The 17,343-nt window shown below is 44.3% G+C and carries 13 protein-coding genes and 1 pseudogene; 13 read left to right on the top strand and 1 reads right to left on the bottom strand.

The window, feature by feature from the left end; all coding sequences use genetic code 11:
- The 5 genes and pseudogenes from EAI83_RS15875 to EAI83_RS15895 all read left to right on the top strand — a co-directional run.
- Nucleotides 1-270 (top strand): annotated as a pseudogene (locus EAI83_RS15875) (coproporphyrinogen dehydrogenase HemZ); the annotation flags it as partial.
- Nucleotides 271-291: 21 nt separating this feature from the next.
- Complete coding sequence (locus EAI83_RS15880) at nt 292-927, top strand: HD-GYP domain-containing protein (protein WP_021650382.1); 636 nt, start codon at nt 292-294, stop codon at nt 925-927.
- Nucleotides 860-2,113 (top strand): histidine--tRNA ligase, encoded by a 1,254-nt coding sequence (gene hisS / locus EAI83_RS15885; RefSeq protein ID WP_114002783.1) that lies wholly within the window; start codon nt 860-862, stop codon nt 2,111-2,113. The genes EAI83_RS15880 and hisS overlap by 68 nt, the downstream gene beginning before the upstream one ends.
- A 77-nt stretch (nt 2,114-2,190) precedes the next feature.
- Entirely contained in the window at nt 2,191-3,990 is a 1,800-nt protein-coding gene (gene aspS / locus EAI83_RS15890; protein WP_129976113.1) for an aspartate--tRNA ligase, read from the top strand.
- Between the two features lie 6 nt (nt 3,991-3,996).
- Entirely contained in the window at nt 3,997-4,752 is a 756-nt protein-coding gene (locus EAI83_RS15895) for a sulfite exporter TauE/SafE family protein (protein ID WP_021650384.1), read from the top strand.
- 84 nt (nt 4,753-4,836) lie between these two features.
- Here the strand turns inward: EAI83_RS15895 and EAI83_RS15900 are convergent, their stop codons facing one another.
- Nucleotides 4,837-5,970, bottom strand: coding sequence for a hypothetical protein (locus tag EAI83_RS15900; protein ID WP_059085559.1), 1,134 nt, complete (start codon nt 5,968-5,970; stop codon nt 4,837-4,839).
- 218 nt (nt 5,971-6,188) lie between these two features.
- Here EAI83_RS15900 and EAI83_RS15905 point away from each other — a divergent pair, with 218 nt between their 5' ends.
- The 8 genes from EAI83_RS15905 to EAI83_RS15940 all read left to right on the top strand — a co-directional run bounded on the left by EAI83_RS15905 (nt 6,189) and on the right by EAI83_RS15940 (nt 17,323).
- Nucleotides 6,189-7,631 (top strand): efflux RND transporter periplasmic adaptor subunit, encoded by a 1,443-nt coding sequence (locus EAI83_RS15905; protein ID WP_129976115.1) that lies wholly within the window; start codon nt 6,189-6,191, stop codon nt 7,629-7,631.
- On the top strand, nt 7,628-8,299 hold the full coding sequence (locus tag EAI83_RS15910) for an ABC transporter ATP-binding protein (protein WP_015524653.1): 672 nt from the start codon (nt 7,628-7,630) through the stop codon (nt 8,297-8,299). The genes EAI83_RS15905 and EAI83_RS15910 overlap by 4 nt, the downstream gene beginning before the upstream one ends.
- Before the next feature lie 4 nt (nt 8,300-8,303).
- Complete coding sequence (locus EAI83_RS15915; protein WP_129976117.1) at nt 8,304-10,385, top strand: hypothetical protein; 2,082 nt, start codon at nt 8,304-8,306, stop codon at nt 10,383-10,385.
- Nucleotides 10,386-10,406: 21 nt separating this feature from the next.
- Complete coding sequence (locus EAI83_RS15920; protein WP_021650388.1) at nt 10,407-11,669, top strand: ABC transporter permease; 1,263 nt, start codon at nt 10,407-10,409, stop codon at nt 11,667-11,669.
- A gap of 269 nt (nt 11,670-11,938) precedes the next feature.
- Nucleotides 11,939-13,555: a phosphoenolpyruvate--protein phosphotransferase gene (ptsP, locus tag EAI83_RS15925; RefSeq protein ID WP_015524657.1), complete on the top strand. Its 1,617-nt coding sequence runs from the start codon at nt 11,939-11,941 to the stop codon at nt 13,553-13,555.
- 298 nt (nt 13,556-13,853) lie between these two features.
- Nucleotides 13,854-14,723 (top strand): DegV family protein, encoded by an 870-nt coding sequence (locus tag EAI83_RS15930; protein WP_129976119.1) that lies wholly within the window; start codon nt 13,854-13,856, stop codon nt 14,721-14,723.
- 39 nt (nt 14,724-14,762) lie between these two features.
- Entirely contained in the window at nt 14,763-16,529 is a 1,767-nt protein-coding gene (gene argS / locus EAI83_RS15935; RefSeq protein WP_015524659.1) for an arginine--tRNA ligase, read from the top strand.
- Nucleotides 16,530-16,780: 251 nt separating this feature from the next.
- On the top strand, nt 16,781-17,323 hold the full coding sequence (locus EAI83_RS15940) for a serine/threonine protein kinase (RefSeq protein ID WP_199868610.1): 543 nt from the start codon (nt 16,781-16,783) through the stop codon (nt 17,321-17,323).
- Nucleotides 17,324-17,343 lie beyond the last annotated feature (20 nt).

Genomic DNA, 17,343 nt, shown 5'->3' on the forward strand with positions numbered 1-17,343 from the left:
CCTTATTATCTGTACAGACAGAAGAATATGAAGGGGAATTTTGAGAACGTCGGGTATTCTGAGGTTGACAAAGCAGGGATTTACAATATACTGATTATGGAGGAAAAGCAGCCGATCATCGCACTGGGTGCAGGTGGTTCCTCCAAGCTTGTGTTTGATCACGGACAGCGCATTGAGCGTGTGGAGAATGTGAAGGATGTTGTCAATTATATCACACGTATCGATGAAATGATCGAGAGAAAACGCGAGGGCATTGCAAAATGGCTGTAGACGGAAAGGAGAGACGGATCCTTGAAAAGCGTACAGAAGATAAGTGAAACTACGCAGGACCGGATCCTGGAAATGGATCTTTCCGCAGAGCTGAAACATGGGGTTGTTGTCAGTAACCTTGCCTATGATGTGGCAAAGGAGCTTGGTCTTGGTGAGAAAGAATGTTATCAGCTGGCTATTGCCGGAATGCTCCATGATATAGGCAAGCTGAAACTGGAAGGATACATTAATGGCCAAGAGCAGAATCCGATGGTCATTGAAGAACTGAAATATGTTCGCATGCACTCCACATTAGGTTATGAGATCCTGAAAGACCAGGGATATTCCGATTATGTTCTGGAAAGTATTCTTTATCATCATGAGAATTTTGACGGCAGCGGTTATCCCAGCAACAGAAGCGGAAAGGATATCCCTATGGGTGCAAGGATCCTGAGAGTATGTGATGTATATGCGGCTTTGAGTATGGACAGACCATATCGGAAAGCTCTGGAAAATGATGAAGTTTTAAGACTGATGATCGATGAGATTAAAAACTTTGACATGCAGGTGTTTCTTGCATTTCAGAGGGTGATTCATAAAGGAGGAAACTATGGCATTAAAAAAGAAACCGGTTACAGGAATGAAGGACATTTTACCGAAGGAAATGGCAATCCGTAACTATGTGATGAATATGATCAGAGAGACGTACGGAACCTTTGGTTTTTCCGCAATTGAAACTCCCTGTGTAGAACATATTGAGAATCTCTGCAGCAAGCAGGGCGGTGAAAATGAAAAGCTGATCTTCAAGATTATGAAGAGAGGCGAGAAACTGAAACTGGATACTGCAAAAACAGAGAATGATCTGACAGATTCCGGACTTCGCTATGACCTGACCGTACCGCTTTCCAGATATTATTCCAATAATGCAAACGAGCTTCCGGCTCCGTTTAAGGCACTTCAGATGGGAAATGTATGGAGAGCTGACCGTCCGCAGAGAGGTCGTTTCCGTCAGTTTATGCAGTGTGATATCGATATCCTGGGTGAGCCGACCTATCTTGCTGAGATCGAGCTTGTACTTGCAACTACAACACTTCTTGGAAAACTGGATTTCCATAACTTTACGATCCGTATCAATGACAGAAGGATCCTGAAGGCAATGGCTCAGTACAGCGGATTCCCGGCAGAGAGCTTTGATACTGTCTTTATTATTCTTGACAAGATGGATAAGATCGGCATCGAGGGAGTTGCAGAGGAGCTTGAGAAAGAGGGCTTTGCGAAAGAGAGCATTGACACTTATCTTGGACTTTTCCGTGAGATCACCAACGATGTTGAGGGTGTCCGTTATATTAAAGAAAAACTTTCTGATGTTCTGGAAGCAGGTATTGCAGAGGATCTTGAAACGATCATCAACACTGTAGAATCTGTAAAAACAGCAGACTTCAAAATGTCCTTTGACCCTACACTGGTACGTGGAATGTCCTATTACACAGGTCCGATCTTTGAGATTTCCATGGATGAGTTCGGCGGAAGCGTCGGTGGAGGCGGACGTTACGATGAGATGATCGGTAAATTTACAGGAAATAATACCTGTGCTTGTGGTTTCTCCATTGGATTTGAGAGAATCGTTATGCTGCTTCTTGAGAGAGGCTATGAGATTCCAACCAAGAATGGCAAGAAAGCATATCTGATCGAGAAGAACATGCCGGCAGACAAGCTTCTGAACATCCTGAAACAGGCAACTGAGGAAAGAAGTGCAGGTACACAGATCAATATCTCTATCATGAAAAAGAACAAAAAATTCCAGAAAGACCAGCTGGCAGCAGATGGTTATACAGAGTATGTAGAATTTTTCAACAGAGACTGAAACTGCCCGTCTGAAAACGGAGATAGCAGAGTAAATTAAAATGACTATGAAAAAAATAGTCAGAGGAGGATAAAAAGATGGCTGAAAGCATGCAGGGACTGCACAGAACTTGCCGATGTGCAGAAGTGACCACAGAGATGGTCGGAAAAGAAGTAACATTAATGGGATGGGTGGCAAAAGCCAGAAATAAAGGAGGTCTTGTATTTGTGGATCTTCGTGACCGTTCCGGGATCATGCAGCTGATTTTTGAGAATGGCAGCATTGACGAGGAAGGCTTTACAAAAGCAGGTAAACTGCGTAGTGAGTTTGTTATTGCTGTAACCGGTACCGTAGAGAAACGTGGAGGAGCAGTAAACGAGAATCTTGCAACTGGCGAGATCGAGCTTCGTGTAAAATCCCTCCGTGTTCTTGCTGAGGCAGATGTTCCTCCATTCCCGATCGAGGAGAATAGCAAGACAAAAGATGAGATCCGACTTAAATATCGTTATCTTGATTTAAGAAGACCGGATCTTCAGAGAAATATCATGATGAAGAGCAAGGTTGCCCAGCTTACAAGACAGTTCTTTACAGAAGAGGGATTTCTTGAGATTGAGACACCGATGCTTGGAAAGAGTACTCCTGAGGGAGCCAGAGACTATCTGGTACCATCACGTGTTCATCCGGGAAGCTTCTATGGCCTTCCACAGTCTCCGCAGCTGTACAAACAGCTTCTGATGTGCTCCGGATTTGATCGTTATATCCAGATCGCAAGATGCTTCCGTGATGAAGATCTTCGTGCTGACCGTCAGCCGGAGTTCACACAGATCGATATGGAGCTTTCCTTTGTTGATGTAGACGATGTTATCGATGTTAACGAGAGATATCTTGCATTCCTGTTCAAAGAAGTTCTGGATATCGATGTAAAACTCCCAATCCAGAGAATTACCTGGCAGGAAGCTATGGATCGTTTTGGTTCCGACAAGCCGGATATGCGTTTCGGTATGGAACTTCATGATGTCAGTGATATCGTAAAAGACTGCGGATTTGGTGTGTTCACAGGTGCGCTTGAGAACGGCGGAAGTGTTCGTGGTATCAATGCAGAAGGTCAGGGCGCAATGCCGAGAAAGAAGATCGATAAGCTTGTTGAGTTCGTAAAAGGTTATGGTGCAAAAGGTCTTGCATACATTGCCATTGCAGAGGACGGAACCAGAAAATCTTCTTTCGCCAAGTTTATGACAGATGAAGAGATGGATGCTCTTGTAAAAGCTATGGACGGCAAGCCGGGAGATCTTCTTCTTTTTGCAGCAGATAAGACAAAATTGGTATACGATGTACTGGGAGCACTCCGTCTTGAGCTTGCAAAACAGATGGATCTTTTAGATAAAAATGAGTATCGTTTCGTATGGGTAACAGAGTTCCCGCTTCTTGAGTGGAGCGAGGAGGAGAACCGTTTTACAGCAATGCACCATCCGTTCACCATGCTTATGGAGGAGGATCTTCCGCTTCTTGACACAGATCCGGGAAAGGTTCGTGCAAAAGCATACGACATCGTTCTTAACGGAAATGAGATTGGCGGTGGCAGCGTGCGTATCCATCAGGATGATATTCAGGAAAAAATGTTTGAGGCACTTGGCTTCACAAAAGAAGCTGCACATGAGCAGTTCGGATTCCTTCTGGATGCCTTCAAATATGGAGTTCCGCCACACGCAGGACTTGCATATGGCCTTGACAGACTTGTTATGCTTATGGCAAAGGCAGATACGATCCGTGATGTTATTGCATTCCCGAAGGTTAAGGATGCCTCCTGTCTGATGACTCAGTCTCCTAGCCAGGTAAGTGAGGCACAGCTTCATGAGCTGGGACTTGACCTTGAGCCGCAGAAAGAAGAGGAAGAATAAAAAATCATGCAGCCGACAATCTATACATTTCTGATCGTTTGCCCACTTGTATTTCTTGCCGGATTTGTAGATGCTGTAGCAGGCGGGGGAGGACTGATCTCCCTGCCTGCTTATCTTTTGGCCGGAGTTCCTGTACATAATGCTGTTGCCACCAACAAGCTGTCATCAGCAACAGGAACATTGATCTCAACTGTCCGTCTGTGCAAAAATAAATTTGTGGACTGGATCCTGGTGCTTCCATGTATTCCAATGGCACTCCTGGGATCTTCCATAGGAGCTCACCTTGCTCTTATAGCCAGTGATAAGCTCCTGCGTTATATGCTGATCCCTGTTCTTCCGGTGGTTGCTTTTTATGTGCTACGCAAGAAAAATATGGATGAGAAGGGTGGCGAGATCGCCAGAAAAAAACAGATCCTGCTCTGTGCCGTATGCTCTCTTGCTGTAGGATGCTACGATGGATTTTATGGACCAGGAACAGGAACTTTTCTCCTGCTTTTGTTTACAGGATTGGGAAAAATGAGTGTGGCAAAAGCATCCGGTACCATGAAGGTTACCAACCTCTCTTCTAATGTAGCGGCTCTTGTTGTATTTCTGCTCAGCGGAAAGATTGTGATCATGCTTGGAATTGCAGCGTCAGTGTTCTCGATCGCAGGACATTATACCGGTGCAGGTATGGTTATGAAAAACGGAAGCCGGATCATACGGCCTATTATTCTTATAGTCCTTGCATTGCTTTTTATAAAGATCATATCCGGAATATAAAAAAGAAGAATATAAAAAACCCGTGAAGATCACGCTTTCCTGTCAGAGAAAGCAGATATTCACGGGTTTTCTAGCTTTTATTCTTTATTCGTTATCTTCGGTAGAATCTTCAGGAACCGGTGAAGCGGTAAGAGTTCCGAAGATGGCATTGCCCAGTTCGGTACCTGCATTCTCAAGCTTCCAGGATGCACCATCGTTTGTGAGATGGAAGGTAGCAGTGGCAGTTATGGTTGCCTGATTATTCCTGATACTGTCCAGAAGCAGTTCATGTGATTTGTTGTAACGCTTCTGGGAACCGTCGATCACTGCATCAGCAGAAGCCAGATAAGTATTCAATTCTTTTTCGTACTGTGTAAGAATGGAATTACTGTCAAATGTGGTAAGCTCTGCGTCCACTTCAGCAAGATATCCGGAAACAGAGGTGCTTGATATTTTGTAGTTAAAACAGGAGTGAAACTGTTCCATAAGGGCAGAGGCAATGGCGTTTTTTGCCGAATCTGAAGTGTTCAGAATGGAATCCAGCCCCAAATAATTAGCCATCTGCTTTACATCCATTTCTTGAAGCGTTTTCAGATAGACGGTAAGCGTTTCGGCAGGCGGCACAAGATCAGGATCGGACAGATAGGTGATAAGGCCACCGACCAGATCATTTTCGAGAGAGGAACTGTGCGTAATCTCCCAGTCAGGTTCTGAAGAAGATCCAAGATTGTTTAGTTGGATGGAAGTAGTGCGTTCTGCAGAACTGTACGTGTTATTCTTGAGAAGCTTGTACAGGAGCAGATAACGCTGCTCCAGGGAATTTCCGTTATCATTTTCTTTACCGGAGGCGGTTTCCAGTATTTCTTCCTGAAGGCTTGCAGAAACAAAATCACTGGCAAGAGCCTCAGCATCCAGAGTAGTGAGCTTAAGCTGTGCAGAAGCATTTTTTTCGTCGCTATCAACGGATATACCTAGGATTTTGTAATCGAAATTCTGAAAGAAGAGAGAAAATACTTCTTTTATGTCAGCAGAAAGCTTTGTGCTGTCATCAGAATCCGGAAACAGTTCCTGATAGGATATGTACTGCATGGTTGTTTCAGAGTCCAGATTTTTAAGAAGATCCAGATCTTTTTTGATCGCCTTCTCCGCATGAGCTTTGGCCGACTGGGAGCAGCTACATAAAAAAACTGAGAGAAGAATGATCATCAAGAAAGCCAGCAGATGTTTCACTGTCTTCATATTGTTCTTTCCTTTCAAAAAAGTTATATTACAACATTTTAGCAGATAAAGTACCGAAAGTCAAAATATCGCAAAAATGGAGAAAAAGGAGACTTTTTTATGAAAAATCTGTGAAATCTGCATCGTTTTCTTCAGGGACTTTTCTTTTTAGAGTGAATCTGCTATGATGTTTGAAGCAACAGATAGTTTTAGTACGGTGCTGAGAAAAGGGGACAGATATGAAAAAACGTATTTTGATCGCACTGGGGGTCCTTGTACTTGCAGCCGGTATCGGAGCCGGTGGATGGTATTATTATACACATCATGCAGGGTCCGCAGGAGGCAGCGATATTGTATATGTAACAAAGATAAGCAAGCTTTCGGAAATGGATTCCGGAGTGGAAAACCGATATGCAGGTGTTGTGGAACCGCAGGAAACGGTTCAGGTAAAGATCGAAAGCGGCCGAAAGGTAAAAGAAGTTCAGGTAAAGACCGGTCAGGAAGTCAAGAAAGGGCAGCTTCTTTTTCAGTATGATCTTGGAAGTATCCAGCAAAGTCTTCAGGAAGCACAGCTGGCCTTGGACCGCCTGAAAAACGAACAGTTAAGTATATCTGATCAGATCACTACACTGGAAGCTGAGAAAAAGAAAGCTACAGCAGATAATCAGCTTTCCTATACAATAGAGATCGAAACACAGAAAATGAATCTCAAGAAGAATGAATATGATCAGAAAAGCAAACAGGCAGAGATCGATAAGCTTTCCCAGGCAACGCAGAATACCGAGGTGCGCAGTGAGATCGATGGAGTGATCCAGAAGATCGATACCTCCAAGATGGGCGGTGATGATTCTGAGGGCGTGGAGGATACGCTGACAGAAGGCACGACGGATTCCACAGATTCCAGTTCCGGAAACAGCTCCGGCAATGCATTTATCACAATCCTGAGTACAGGTGCTTATCGTGTAAAGGGAACGGTAAATGAAATAAACCGTGATTCGATCATAGAGGGAACTCCTGTGATCATTCGTTCCAGGGTGGATTCTTCAAAAACCTGGAAGGGCACCATGGGCTCTGTTGACCTGGATAATTCTACCAGCAACAGCAGTTCGGATATGGCAATGTTCGGAATGTCCAGTGCCAGTGATGATCAGACATCATCCAGTACCTATCCGTTTTATGTGAATCTGGATTCATCGGAGGGTCTGATGCTGGGGCAGCATGTGTATATTGAACCGGACGAAGGACAGGATGAGAAGAAGTCCGGTATCTGGCTGAACGATTATTTTATCGTGGATGCGGATACAGACAGCCCATATGTCTGGATCGCAAACGGTCAGAACAAGCTGGAGAAGAGAGATGTCATATTAGGACAGTATGATGAAGATCTTGGGGAATATGAGATCGCAGACGGACTTTCTGAAAAAGATAAGATCGCATTTCCGACAGATGAGCTGAAAGAAGGTATGTCTGTCGCAGAAGGTACTGCAGATCAGACTACAGCGGCTATGTGGGATGATTCTGAGGATGATGAAAGTTCTGATGATTCTGCATACACGGAAAGTGATGGCTCAGAGCCTGAAATGATCGAAGATGGAGCGATCGACAGTGACATGATGGATGCGACAGACGATATTTCTTCGGGAGATGACCTTGTTCCGATGGAAGGAGCGCCGACAGAATGATTTTGGATTTAAAAGGAATATATAAGGATTATCAACAGGGGAAAATGACGGTACCTGTATTGAAAGATGTAGATTTTTCCATGGAGGAGGGAGAATATGTGGCGATCATGGGACCTTCCGGTTCCGGAAAGACTACACTGATGAATATTATCGGATGCCTGGACAAACCTACCAAGGGAACTTTTCTCCTGAATGGAGAAGATATTGCCAAATGTACAGAGAATGAGATGTCAGATATCCGTCTGAAAACGATCGGATTTGTATTTCAGAGCTTTCATCTCCTTCCAAGGCAGAGTGCGCTGACAAATGTGGAACTGCCGCTGAATTATGCAAGGGTTCCCAAAAAGGAGCGCCGGGAACGTGCACGAAAAGCTCTGGAGCGTGTAGGCCTTGCCGACAGGGTGGATTTTAAGCCCAACCAGCTTTCTGGAGGACAGATGCAGAGAGTGGCTATTGCAAGAGCAATCGTAAACAATCCCAAGCTTTTGCTGGCAGATGAGCCTACCGGGGCACTGGATACGAAATCGGGAGCACAGGTTATGGAACTGTTTCAGAAGCTGAACGATGAGGGAGTTTCTGTGCTGATGATCACACATGACCCGGAGATCGCGGCACATGCCAAACGGGTTGTTATGATCCGTGACGGTGAGCTGCAGGAAAAGAGGTGATAGAATGAAAGTGGTGAAGAGAGTGATCGTTGGTGTACTGGTTGCGGCATTGGCAGCCGGAGGAATCTACACAGGGCTTATGCATGTGAAAGAATCCAAGGTAACAGAGGTGCCGGTAACCAGCGTCAGCAATCTTCAGACGGACTGGTATTCGGAGACAACACTGGATGGAACCATCACCACGAATGTTTCTCAGAATGTAAATATGGATAAAGATATGATCATCGAGAAAATATATGTATCCCAGGGTGATGATGTAAAAAAAGGCGATAATCTGATCTCCTTTGATATGACACTTGTAGAGATGGAGCTGAATATTGCAAAGCTGAAACAGCAGAAGCAGGAGCAGGATCTGACCAAAGCGCAGAACCGTCTGACAAGTCTTCAGAATGGAGGTCCCATCGAAGACAGTACAGACAGTACAGATGATACGGACCTGAATCTTACAGGTGGTGATACAGGAAATGACGGAGAAATGACAAATACGGATACACCTTCCGGAAGTGACGGAGACGAGGATATGCAGTCAACTACCGGTTCCGCGGCTACTGTAGATGGCAGCTATCTTGCAGCGGCTTCCTCCAGGCCATTACTTCTCAGTGCCTTTACAGATACAGAAGGAGATCTTGAAGATTCTGCAGAGGAAGTTACCGAAGAAATGCCGTCCGGAGAAACGACGGACAGTGAAACAGAGCAGATGACCGGAGATGACACAGCGGATATGGAAGAGGATACAACTGCATCCGATGAGGATCTGATCATGGATCCGACCTACCAGGATCCTACTGCCAATGATATTACAGACGGAGAGACTACGGACTGGGGTTCCGGAGAAGATGACACCCCAACGGTATCTCCGACACCGACTCCCACACTGGGACCCAATGAGCTTCCTGATCCCAATATAACAGAACCGGAAATTCCGGGGATCACAGATGGTGAACCGGAATTTTATCAGAAGCTGGATTATACTTCTCAGCCGTTTACAGGAACTGGTACGGAAGAAGATCCCTATGTTTTTCTTGTAAGCAGTGCCAAAGGCAAAGTTACGGTGATGGGATCTTTCTTTAACAGAATGGCGGGATACAGTGAGGATGGAACCAAAGTGGTCCAGAAAGGCGGCAGCTGGTTCCAGCTGGAGTTTCATGAGAATGATACCATTGCTGATTTTCAGGACAGAACACTTTCCTGTACAGGATATTATCTGATCGATGGAAGTCTTCTTGAAAATCCGGTATATATGTATGCGGAAACAGAATTTACACTGGACGAGGCTTCCAAATATGACAAAAATGATGATGAGATACCGGATGACAGCGGTGATGGAGATGACGGTACTGATGGCACAACCATGTCAAGAGAGGATGCGATCAAGATCCAGAAAAACAAGATCGCAAGTTTGAAACTGGATATTGAGGAAAATAATCTGAAAATCACTAAGCTGGAGAACAAAATAAAAAACAAGCTGATAACAAGCAAACTGGATGGAACGGTTGCTTACATCGGAGATGAAGTCACAGGTTCTTATAATGGAGATGCTTTTCTGAAAGTAAAAAGCAAAGATGGTTTTTATGTTACCGGAACGGTCAGCGAACTGATGCTGGATCAGATGAAGGAGGGAACACTTCTTCAGTGTACCAGTTATAATTCCGGCAGCTTTGAGGCGAAGGTACTGAATGTATCCGATTACCCGGTGGATTCTTCAAATGCTTATTATGGTGGAGATTCTAATCCCAATGTATCGTATTACACCTTTAATGCAGAGATCACAGATCGTTCATTGCAGTTTACCGACCAGGATTATGTGACGGTATCTCTGAAGTCAAATAAACTTGCCGAAGGCAGTATGGTTGTGATGAAGGCATTTATCCGTACGGAAAATGGAACCAGCTATGTATACAAAGACGTGAAGGGAACACTGAAAAAGCAGCAGATCACAGTGGGAAGCATTGTGAACAGCGGATATTATGCAGTTGTAACTTCAGGTCTGAAATCCGATGATCTTCTTGCTTTCCCATATGGTGATGCCGTGAAGGAGGGAGCCAAGACAAAAGAAGTAACTTTGGATGATATGTACAATGAATAAATAACAGGAAGGAGAAATTTCATGTTTGAAAATATACGCCTGGCTTTTCAGGGAATATGGTCACATAAGATGAGATCCTTTCTGACCATGCTGGGTATTATTATTGGTATTGCATCTATTATTGCAATTGTATCTACGATCAAAGGTACCAGTGAGCAGATCAAGGAAGATCTGATCGGGTCCGGAAACAATACCGTACAGGTTATGCTCTATGACGGAGACAGTACATACGATATGGATTATGGTTCTTACGGAAGCTCGGCCACACCGCCGGTTATTTCTGATTCCCAGAAAACGGCGATCGGAGACTTGGATCATGTGATCAGTTCTACATTTTATTACAGCAGCCAGTCTGCCAGTGTTTATTATAAAAACACAAGCTTTCAGGGCGGAACCGTGTACGGGATCGACAGCAATTATCTGAAAACGATGGGATACCTGGTCCAGTCCGGGCGGGGATTTGTACAAAAAGATTATGACAGCTACCGAAAGGTTGCTCTTGTGGATTCCAATGCTGCACAGAATATTTTCGGAAGTGAGAGCCCTGTAGGGAAAACCATTGAGGTGGGATCAGAACCGTATATCATTGTAGGTGTGATCACTCAGAGTGAGGACAGCATGCCGAAGATCAATACGATTTCTGAGTACGAGGAATATTCGCAGACGATCATGGGAAGCGTGATGATCCCAGATACTACCTGGCCTGTTGCATTTAAATTTGATCAGCCGCAAAATGTGACAGTCCGTGCAGACAGCACAGATAATATGAGTTCTGTAGGAAAAGCAGCAGAGGATATTCTGAATACAGGGATCCAGAATGAAAAAAACAAATCGAACTTTAAATATAAAGCGGAAGACATTATGGAGAAGGTCAAGAATCTCCAGAAGCTCAGCGAAAGTACCAATCAGCAGCTGATTTGGATCGCAAGTATCTCCCTGCTTGTTGGTGGTATCGGTGTTATGAATATCATGCTTGTATCTGTCACAGAACGTACCAGCGAGATCGGACTGAAAAAAGCTATCGGAGCAAGAAAAAAAGTGATCCTGGGACAGTTTCTGACGGAAGCTTCGGTGCTGACCAGTATCGGAGGAATCATTGGTGTGGTCCTTGGGATCATCCTGTCAAAAATGGTGTCTCAGGTGTCAGGAGCACCAACAGCCATCAGCGTTCCGGCAATTATCGGTTCTGTGGTATTTTCCATGCTGATCGGTCTGATCTTCGGACTTCTCCCATCTGTAAAGGCAGCTAATCTTAATCCGATCGATGCCCTTCGCAGTGAATAAAAAGATATACATACATATAGCATCTGCAATTGCCGGAAGGATTCCGGCGGCAGATGCTTATTTTTATATCTGAAAGTATTGTTCAGGTTTTATGAAGCTCTGCGGTCTTTATTTTGTCACTTTTGCTGTATATATGACAAAAAAAGAAAGTATAAATAGAGTTTTTACAGGTTTTTTAGAGATCATAAAAAAATCGTGGCAGAATCTTTGGATAGTGTGATATAATACATCATAAGTGGGCAAATATAAAAACAGAAGGAGATAATTTCATGAAGGTTTTGGAAGGTAAATCTGTATTTTCCGGTATTGCGATCGGTAAGATCTCAATCCTCCAGAAAGTTGACGCCAGTGTTAAACGTGTTCACGTGGAGGATCCGGAAGAAGAGGTAAAGCGTGTGGAGGCAGCCAGAGAGCAGGCTGTGGCACAGCTTCAGAAGCTTTATGACAAGGCTCTTCAGGAAGTTGGAGAGTCCGGAGCGGCAATCTTTGAGGTTCATCAGATGATGCTGGATGATGATGACTATCTGGATTCCATCCACAACATTATCCGTACAGAGTCTGTAAATGCAGAATATGCGGTTGCAACAACTGGTGATAACTTCTCATCAATGTTCGCACAGATGGACGATGATTATATGAAAGCAAGAGCAGCTGATGTAAAGGATATCTCAGACCGTCTGGTACGTGTGCTTTCCGGCCATGGAGATGGAGAGCTTGAAGCATCCGAGCCGGTGATCGTAGTTGCAGAGGATCTTGCACCAAGTGAGACTGTACAGATGGATAAGAGCAAGGTTCTTGCTTTTGTCACAAGAAAAGGTTCTTCTAACTCACATACTGCGATTCTTGCGAGAACCATGAATATTCCGGCGCTGATCAATATTGAATACGATGAGTCCATGGACGGTAAGATGGCAGTCGTAGACGGAAAGAGCGGAAATCTGATCGTTGAGCCGGATGCAGAGACCCTTAAAAAATATGAGGATATGCGTGCCGATGAACTTGCACAGCGTGCAATGCTCAAAGAACTGAAAGGTAAAGAAACTGTTACCAAGAGCGGTCGTAAGCTCCACCTTTATGCCAACATCGGAAGTACAGGTGATGTTGCGAATGTACTTGCCAATGATGCGGAAGGCATCGGACTTTTCCGAAGTGAGTTCGTATACCTGGAAAAAGAAGACTATCCTACAGAGGAAGAGCAGTTCCAGGTTTACAAGACCGTAGCTCAGAATATGGCCGGCAAAAAAGTTATCATTCGTACTCTGGATATCGGAGCGGACAAGCAGATCGATTATTTCAATATGGCGCATGAGGAAAACCCTGCAATGGGATATCGTGCGATCCGTATCTGTCTGGACCGTCCGGAAGTATTTAAGACACAGCTGAGAGCGCTTTTCCGCGCAAGCATGTTCGGAAATATTTCCATCATGTATCCGATGATCATCTCTGTAACAGAGGTGAAGCAGATCAAGGCTATTGTAGCAGAAGTAAAAGCAGAGCTTAAGGAACAGGGGATCCCGTTCCGTGATGACGTGGAGCAGGGTATCATGATCGAGACTCCGGCAGCTGTTATGATCAGTGATCTTCTTGCAAAAGAGGTTGATTTCTTCAGTATCGGAACCAATGATCTGACCCAGTATACACTGGCTATTGACCGTCAGAATGCAAAGCTTGACAACATTTATGATTCCCATCATGAGGCAGTTCTCCGTATGATCCAGATGGTTGTGGATAATGCACACAAAGAAGGTATCTGGGCCGGAATCTGTGGTGAGCTTGGTGCGGACACTACACTTACTGAGAGATTTGTAGAGATGGGACTGGATGAATTGTCCGTATCTCCGACATTTGTTCTTCCGGTTCGAAAGATCGTAAGAGAAATGAAATAAAACACAGATCATAAATAGATAAGGATATTTTTGATAAATAGTGTGACAGCTGCTGTGCATAAATATTTGTATGGTGGCTGTTTTTTTTAGTTACTGTTTGCGGTTACTGTTCACTGGTAATATTCCGCGAGGTGTTTTTTGTGAGCGAAGGTCACATAAAATTTCCAATTGTGATATAGAAAAAAATATGATACACTAACATCATGGCTTTCTACAGCAGTTCAAAGAATTAGTTCATCAGGGGCTGATGCATTAATTCTTTGAACTGTGAGATAACAGACCAGGAGGAGAGAAAAGAATGGGCAAAATTGCCATTGTAACAGACAGCAACAGCGGTATCACACAGGCCCAGGCCGAAGAGCTTGGCGTTTATGTGATACCGATGCCGTTTTATATTAATGAAAAAATGTATCTTGAAGGTGTAACTCTCACACAGGAAGAGTTTTATGAGAAGCTTAAGAAGGATGAACCGATCTCCACATCTCAGCCAAGTCCGGCTGATCTCTGTGATCTGTGGGACAAGCTTCTGAGAGATTATGAGGAAATCGTTCATATTCCGATGTCAAGCGGACTGAGTGCATCCTGTTCTACTGCAATGGGACTTGCTATTGATTATAATGGTCGTGTTCAGGTAGTGGACAATCAGCGGATTTCCGTAACACAGAGACAGTCTGTAATGGATGCTAAGATGCTTGCCGAGGCAGGAAAAAGTGCTGCAGAGATCAAGAAGATCCTTACAGATCAGAAACTCGATTCCAGTATTTATATCACACTTGACACCCTGAAATATCTGAAAAAAGGTGGCAGGATCACACCGGCAGCAGCAGCCATCGGAACGGTTCTGAACCTGAAGCCTGTACTTCAGATCCAGGGAGAGAAGCTGGATGCCTACGCCAAGGTCCGTGGCAAGAAGCAGGCCAAACGTGCCATGCTGAAGGCAATGAAGAATGATTGGGAAACACGTTTTAAGGAATACGTATCTGACGGTGAGATGTGTCTTCAGGCTGCTTATACAGGAAATCTGGAAGAAGCAGAAGAATTTAAAAGAGAGATCCAGGAGGTATTTCCGGGAATGGAGATACATATGGATCCCCTTTCTTTAAGTGTTGCCTGCCATATCGGTTATGGTGCCCTTGCAGTCGCATGTTCAAGAAAAGTGACGTTATAAGCATAAAATACAGAAACAAAGATATGAGGAGTTTGAAACATGAAGAAGATTATGGAACAGATGGCGGAAGAACTTTCCGCAGCATTTGAAAAAGCAGGTTATGATCCGTCCTACGGAAAAGTTACTGTTTCCAACAGACCGGACTTATGTGAGTATCAGTGTAACGGTGCTATGGCAGGAGCCAAAGCATATCACAAAGCACCGTTTATGATCGCTGATGATGTGGTAGCACAGCTGTCAGACAGCCGGATCTTTTCCAGAGCAGAAGTTGTAAAGCCTGGATTTATCAACCTGGATGTGAACCCGGAATTTGTTGCAGAATACATGAATAAGATGGCAGAGGACGAGAAGCTTTCTGTTGAGACTGCCAAGAATCCGAAGACGATCATTATCGACTATGGCGGACCAAACGTTGCCAAGCCGCTTCACGTAGGACATCTCCGTTCTGCGATCATCGGTGAGAGCATCAAGCGTATCGGACGTTTTGTAGGACATAAGGTGATCGGTGATGTACATCTTGGAGACTGGGGCCTTCAGATGGGACTGATCATCACCGAGCTGAAACACCGAAAACCGGAGCTGGTATATTTTGATGACAGCTTTACCGGTGAATATCCGGCAGAAGCACCGTTTACTATCAGCGAGCTGGAAGAGATCTATCCATGTGCCAGTGGGAAGTCAAAAGAGGATGAGGCTTACCGTAATGAGGCACTGGAGGCAACCCACCTTCTTCAGCAGGGTAAACCCGGATACATGGCTCTCTGGAACCACATCATGAATGTATCTGTAACAGACCTTAAGAGAAACTACGCGAATCTGAACGTAGATTTTGACCTCTGGAAAAAAGAATCCGATGCACAGCCGTACATCCCGGATATGGTAGAAGACATGAAGAAGCGAGGATTTGCCTATGAGGACCAGGGTGCTCTTGTTGTAGATGTAAAAGAAGAGAGTGATACCAAGGAGATCCCTCCATGTATGCTTCTGAAATCAGACGGAGCTTCTCTCTATACGACCACAGACCTTGCTACTATCGTAGAGCGTATGAAACTCTTTCAGCCGGATGAGATCCTTTATGTTGTTGACAAGCGTCAGGAGCTGCATTTTATCCAGGTATTCCGCTGTGCAAGAAAAACCGGTCTTGTAAATCCGGAGACCAAGCTTTCCTTCCTTGGTTTCGGTACCATGAATGGAAAAGACGGTAAACCGTTTAAGACAAGAGAAGGCGGTGTTATGCGTCTGGAGAACCTGATCGCAGATATTGATGAGGAAATGTATCGTAAGATCGTGGAGAATCGCAGTGTAAAAGATAAAGATGCAAAGGATACTGCCAAGATCGTGGGACTTTCCGCGATCAAATACGGAGATCTTTCCAACCAGGCGACCAAGGATTACATCTTTGATGTTGACCGCTTTACATCCTTTGAGGGAAATACAGGTCCGTATATCCTTTATACTATCGTTCGTATTAAGTCGATCCTGAACCGTTATGTACAGGAGGGAGGAGATTTAAGTACAGGTAAGATCCTTCCGGCAGTCAATGCCAGTGAGAAGAACCTGATGCTTCAGCTTTCCGGCTTTGCGGCAATGGTTGAGAACGCTTTTGAAGAAAAAGCACCACATAAGATCTGTGCATATATCTATGAGGTATCCAATGCATTTAACAGCTTTTACCATGAGACCAAGATCTTAAGCGAAGAGGATCAGGCACAGAAGGAATCCTTCCTTCAGCTGCTCCAGCTTACAAGAAGAGTGCTTGAGACAAGCATCGATCTTCTTGGATTCTCTGCACCGGATCGTATGTAAGGTATAGCTTTGCAGATACAAACACTATGAATAATGACAGACCGCCGGATAAAGAGACATTTTTGTCTGTTATATTCGGCGGACTTTTTTATATAGAAAGTTCTTTGCAAAAAGAACAGGACGTGCTATAATAGGACTTATCCTAAACGAGGGCAGATCACGAATTTCTGCCTGACTATAAGTTATCTGATTTTTTTCAAACCGGAATTCACCGGATTATCCCAAATCAATAAGAAACGTAATTATAAATATTGTCTGACAGAAATGAGAGGAAGGTGATCTGTCTGATCGGAAATGTTCTGAAAGAACGTTATTGCATTGTAGAACAAATTGGACATGGCGGAGGTGGAAGCCTTTATCTGGCAAAAGATATGGAGCTTGGTATCTGCCGTGCAGTGAAAGAGATACCGATCGCAAAGAAAAAAGAAGCCAGACTCATGCAGCATCTGGAATATCCTGCAATACCGAAGATTATCGATTATGTGGAAACAGGGGAGTACTGTTATCTGATCATGGAATATATCAAGGGTCAGTCGCTGGGAGAACTTCTCCGTTCAGGAAAACGGTTTTCTTTACGGGAAATCCTTGCCCTGGGAAAGGAGATTGCCAGAGTATTGGAATATCTTCACAGTCGGAAGCCACCGGTCTGTTACGGGGACCTGAAACCGGATAATCTTATGTTTTCTGAAACCGGGCATCTGTATCTGATAGATCTTGGAAGTGCCATGTTCGATCATTGCAAATTCTGCTCGAACGGTACGCCTATTCTGAAATTAGCGGTACATCCATTCTGATTTAGCGGTATGCGTTTTCT

Origin of the sequence: Blautia sp. aa_0143 (genome assembly GCF_004167315.1) — a bacterium.
GTDB classification, from domain to species: domain Bacteria; phylum Bacillota; class Clostridia; order Lachnospirales; family Lachnospiraceae; genus Blautia_A; species Blautia_A fusiformis.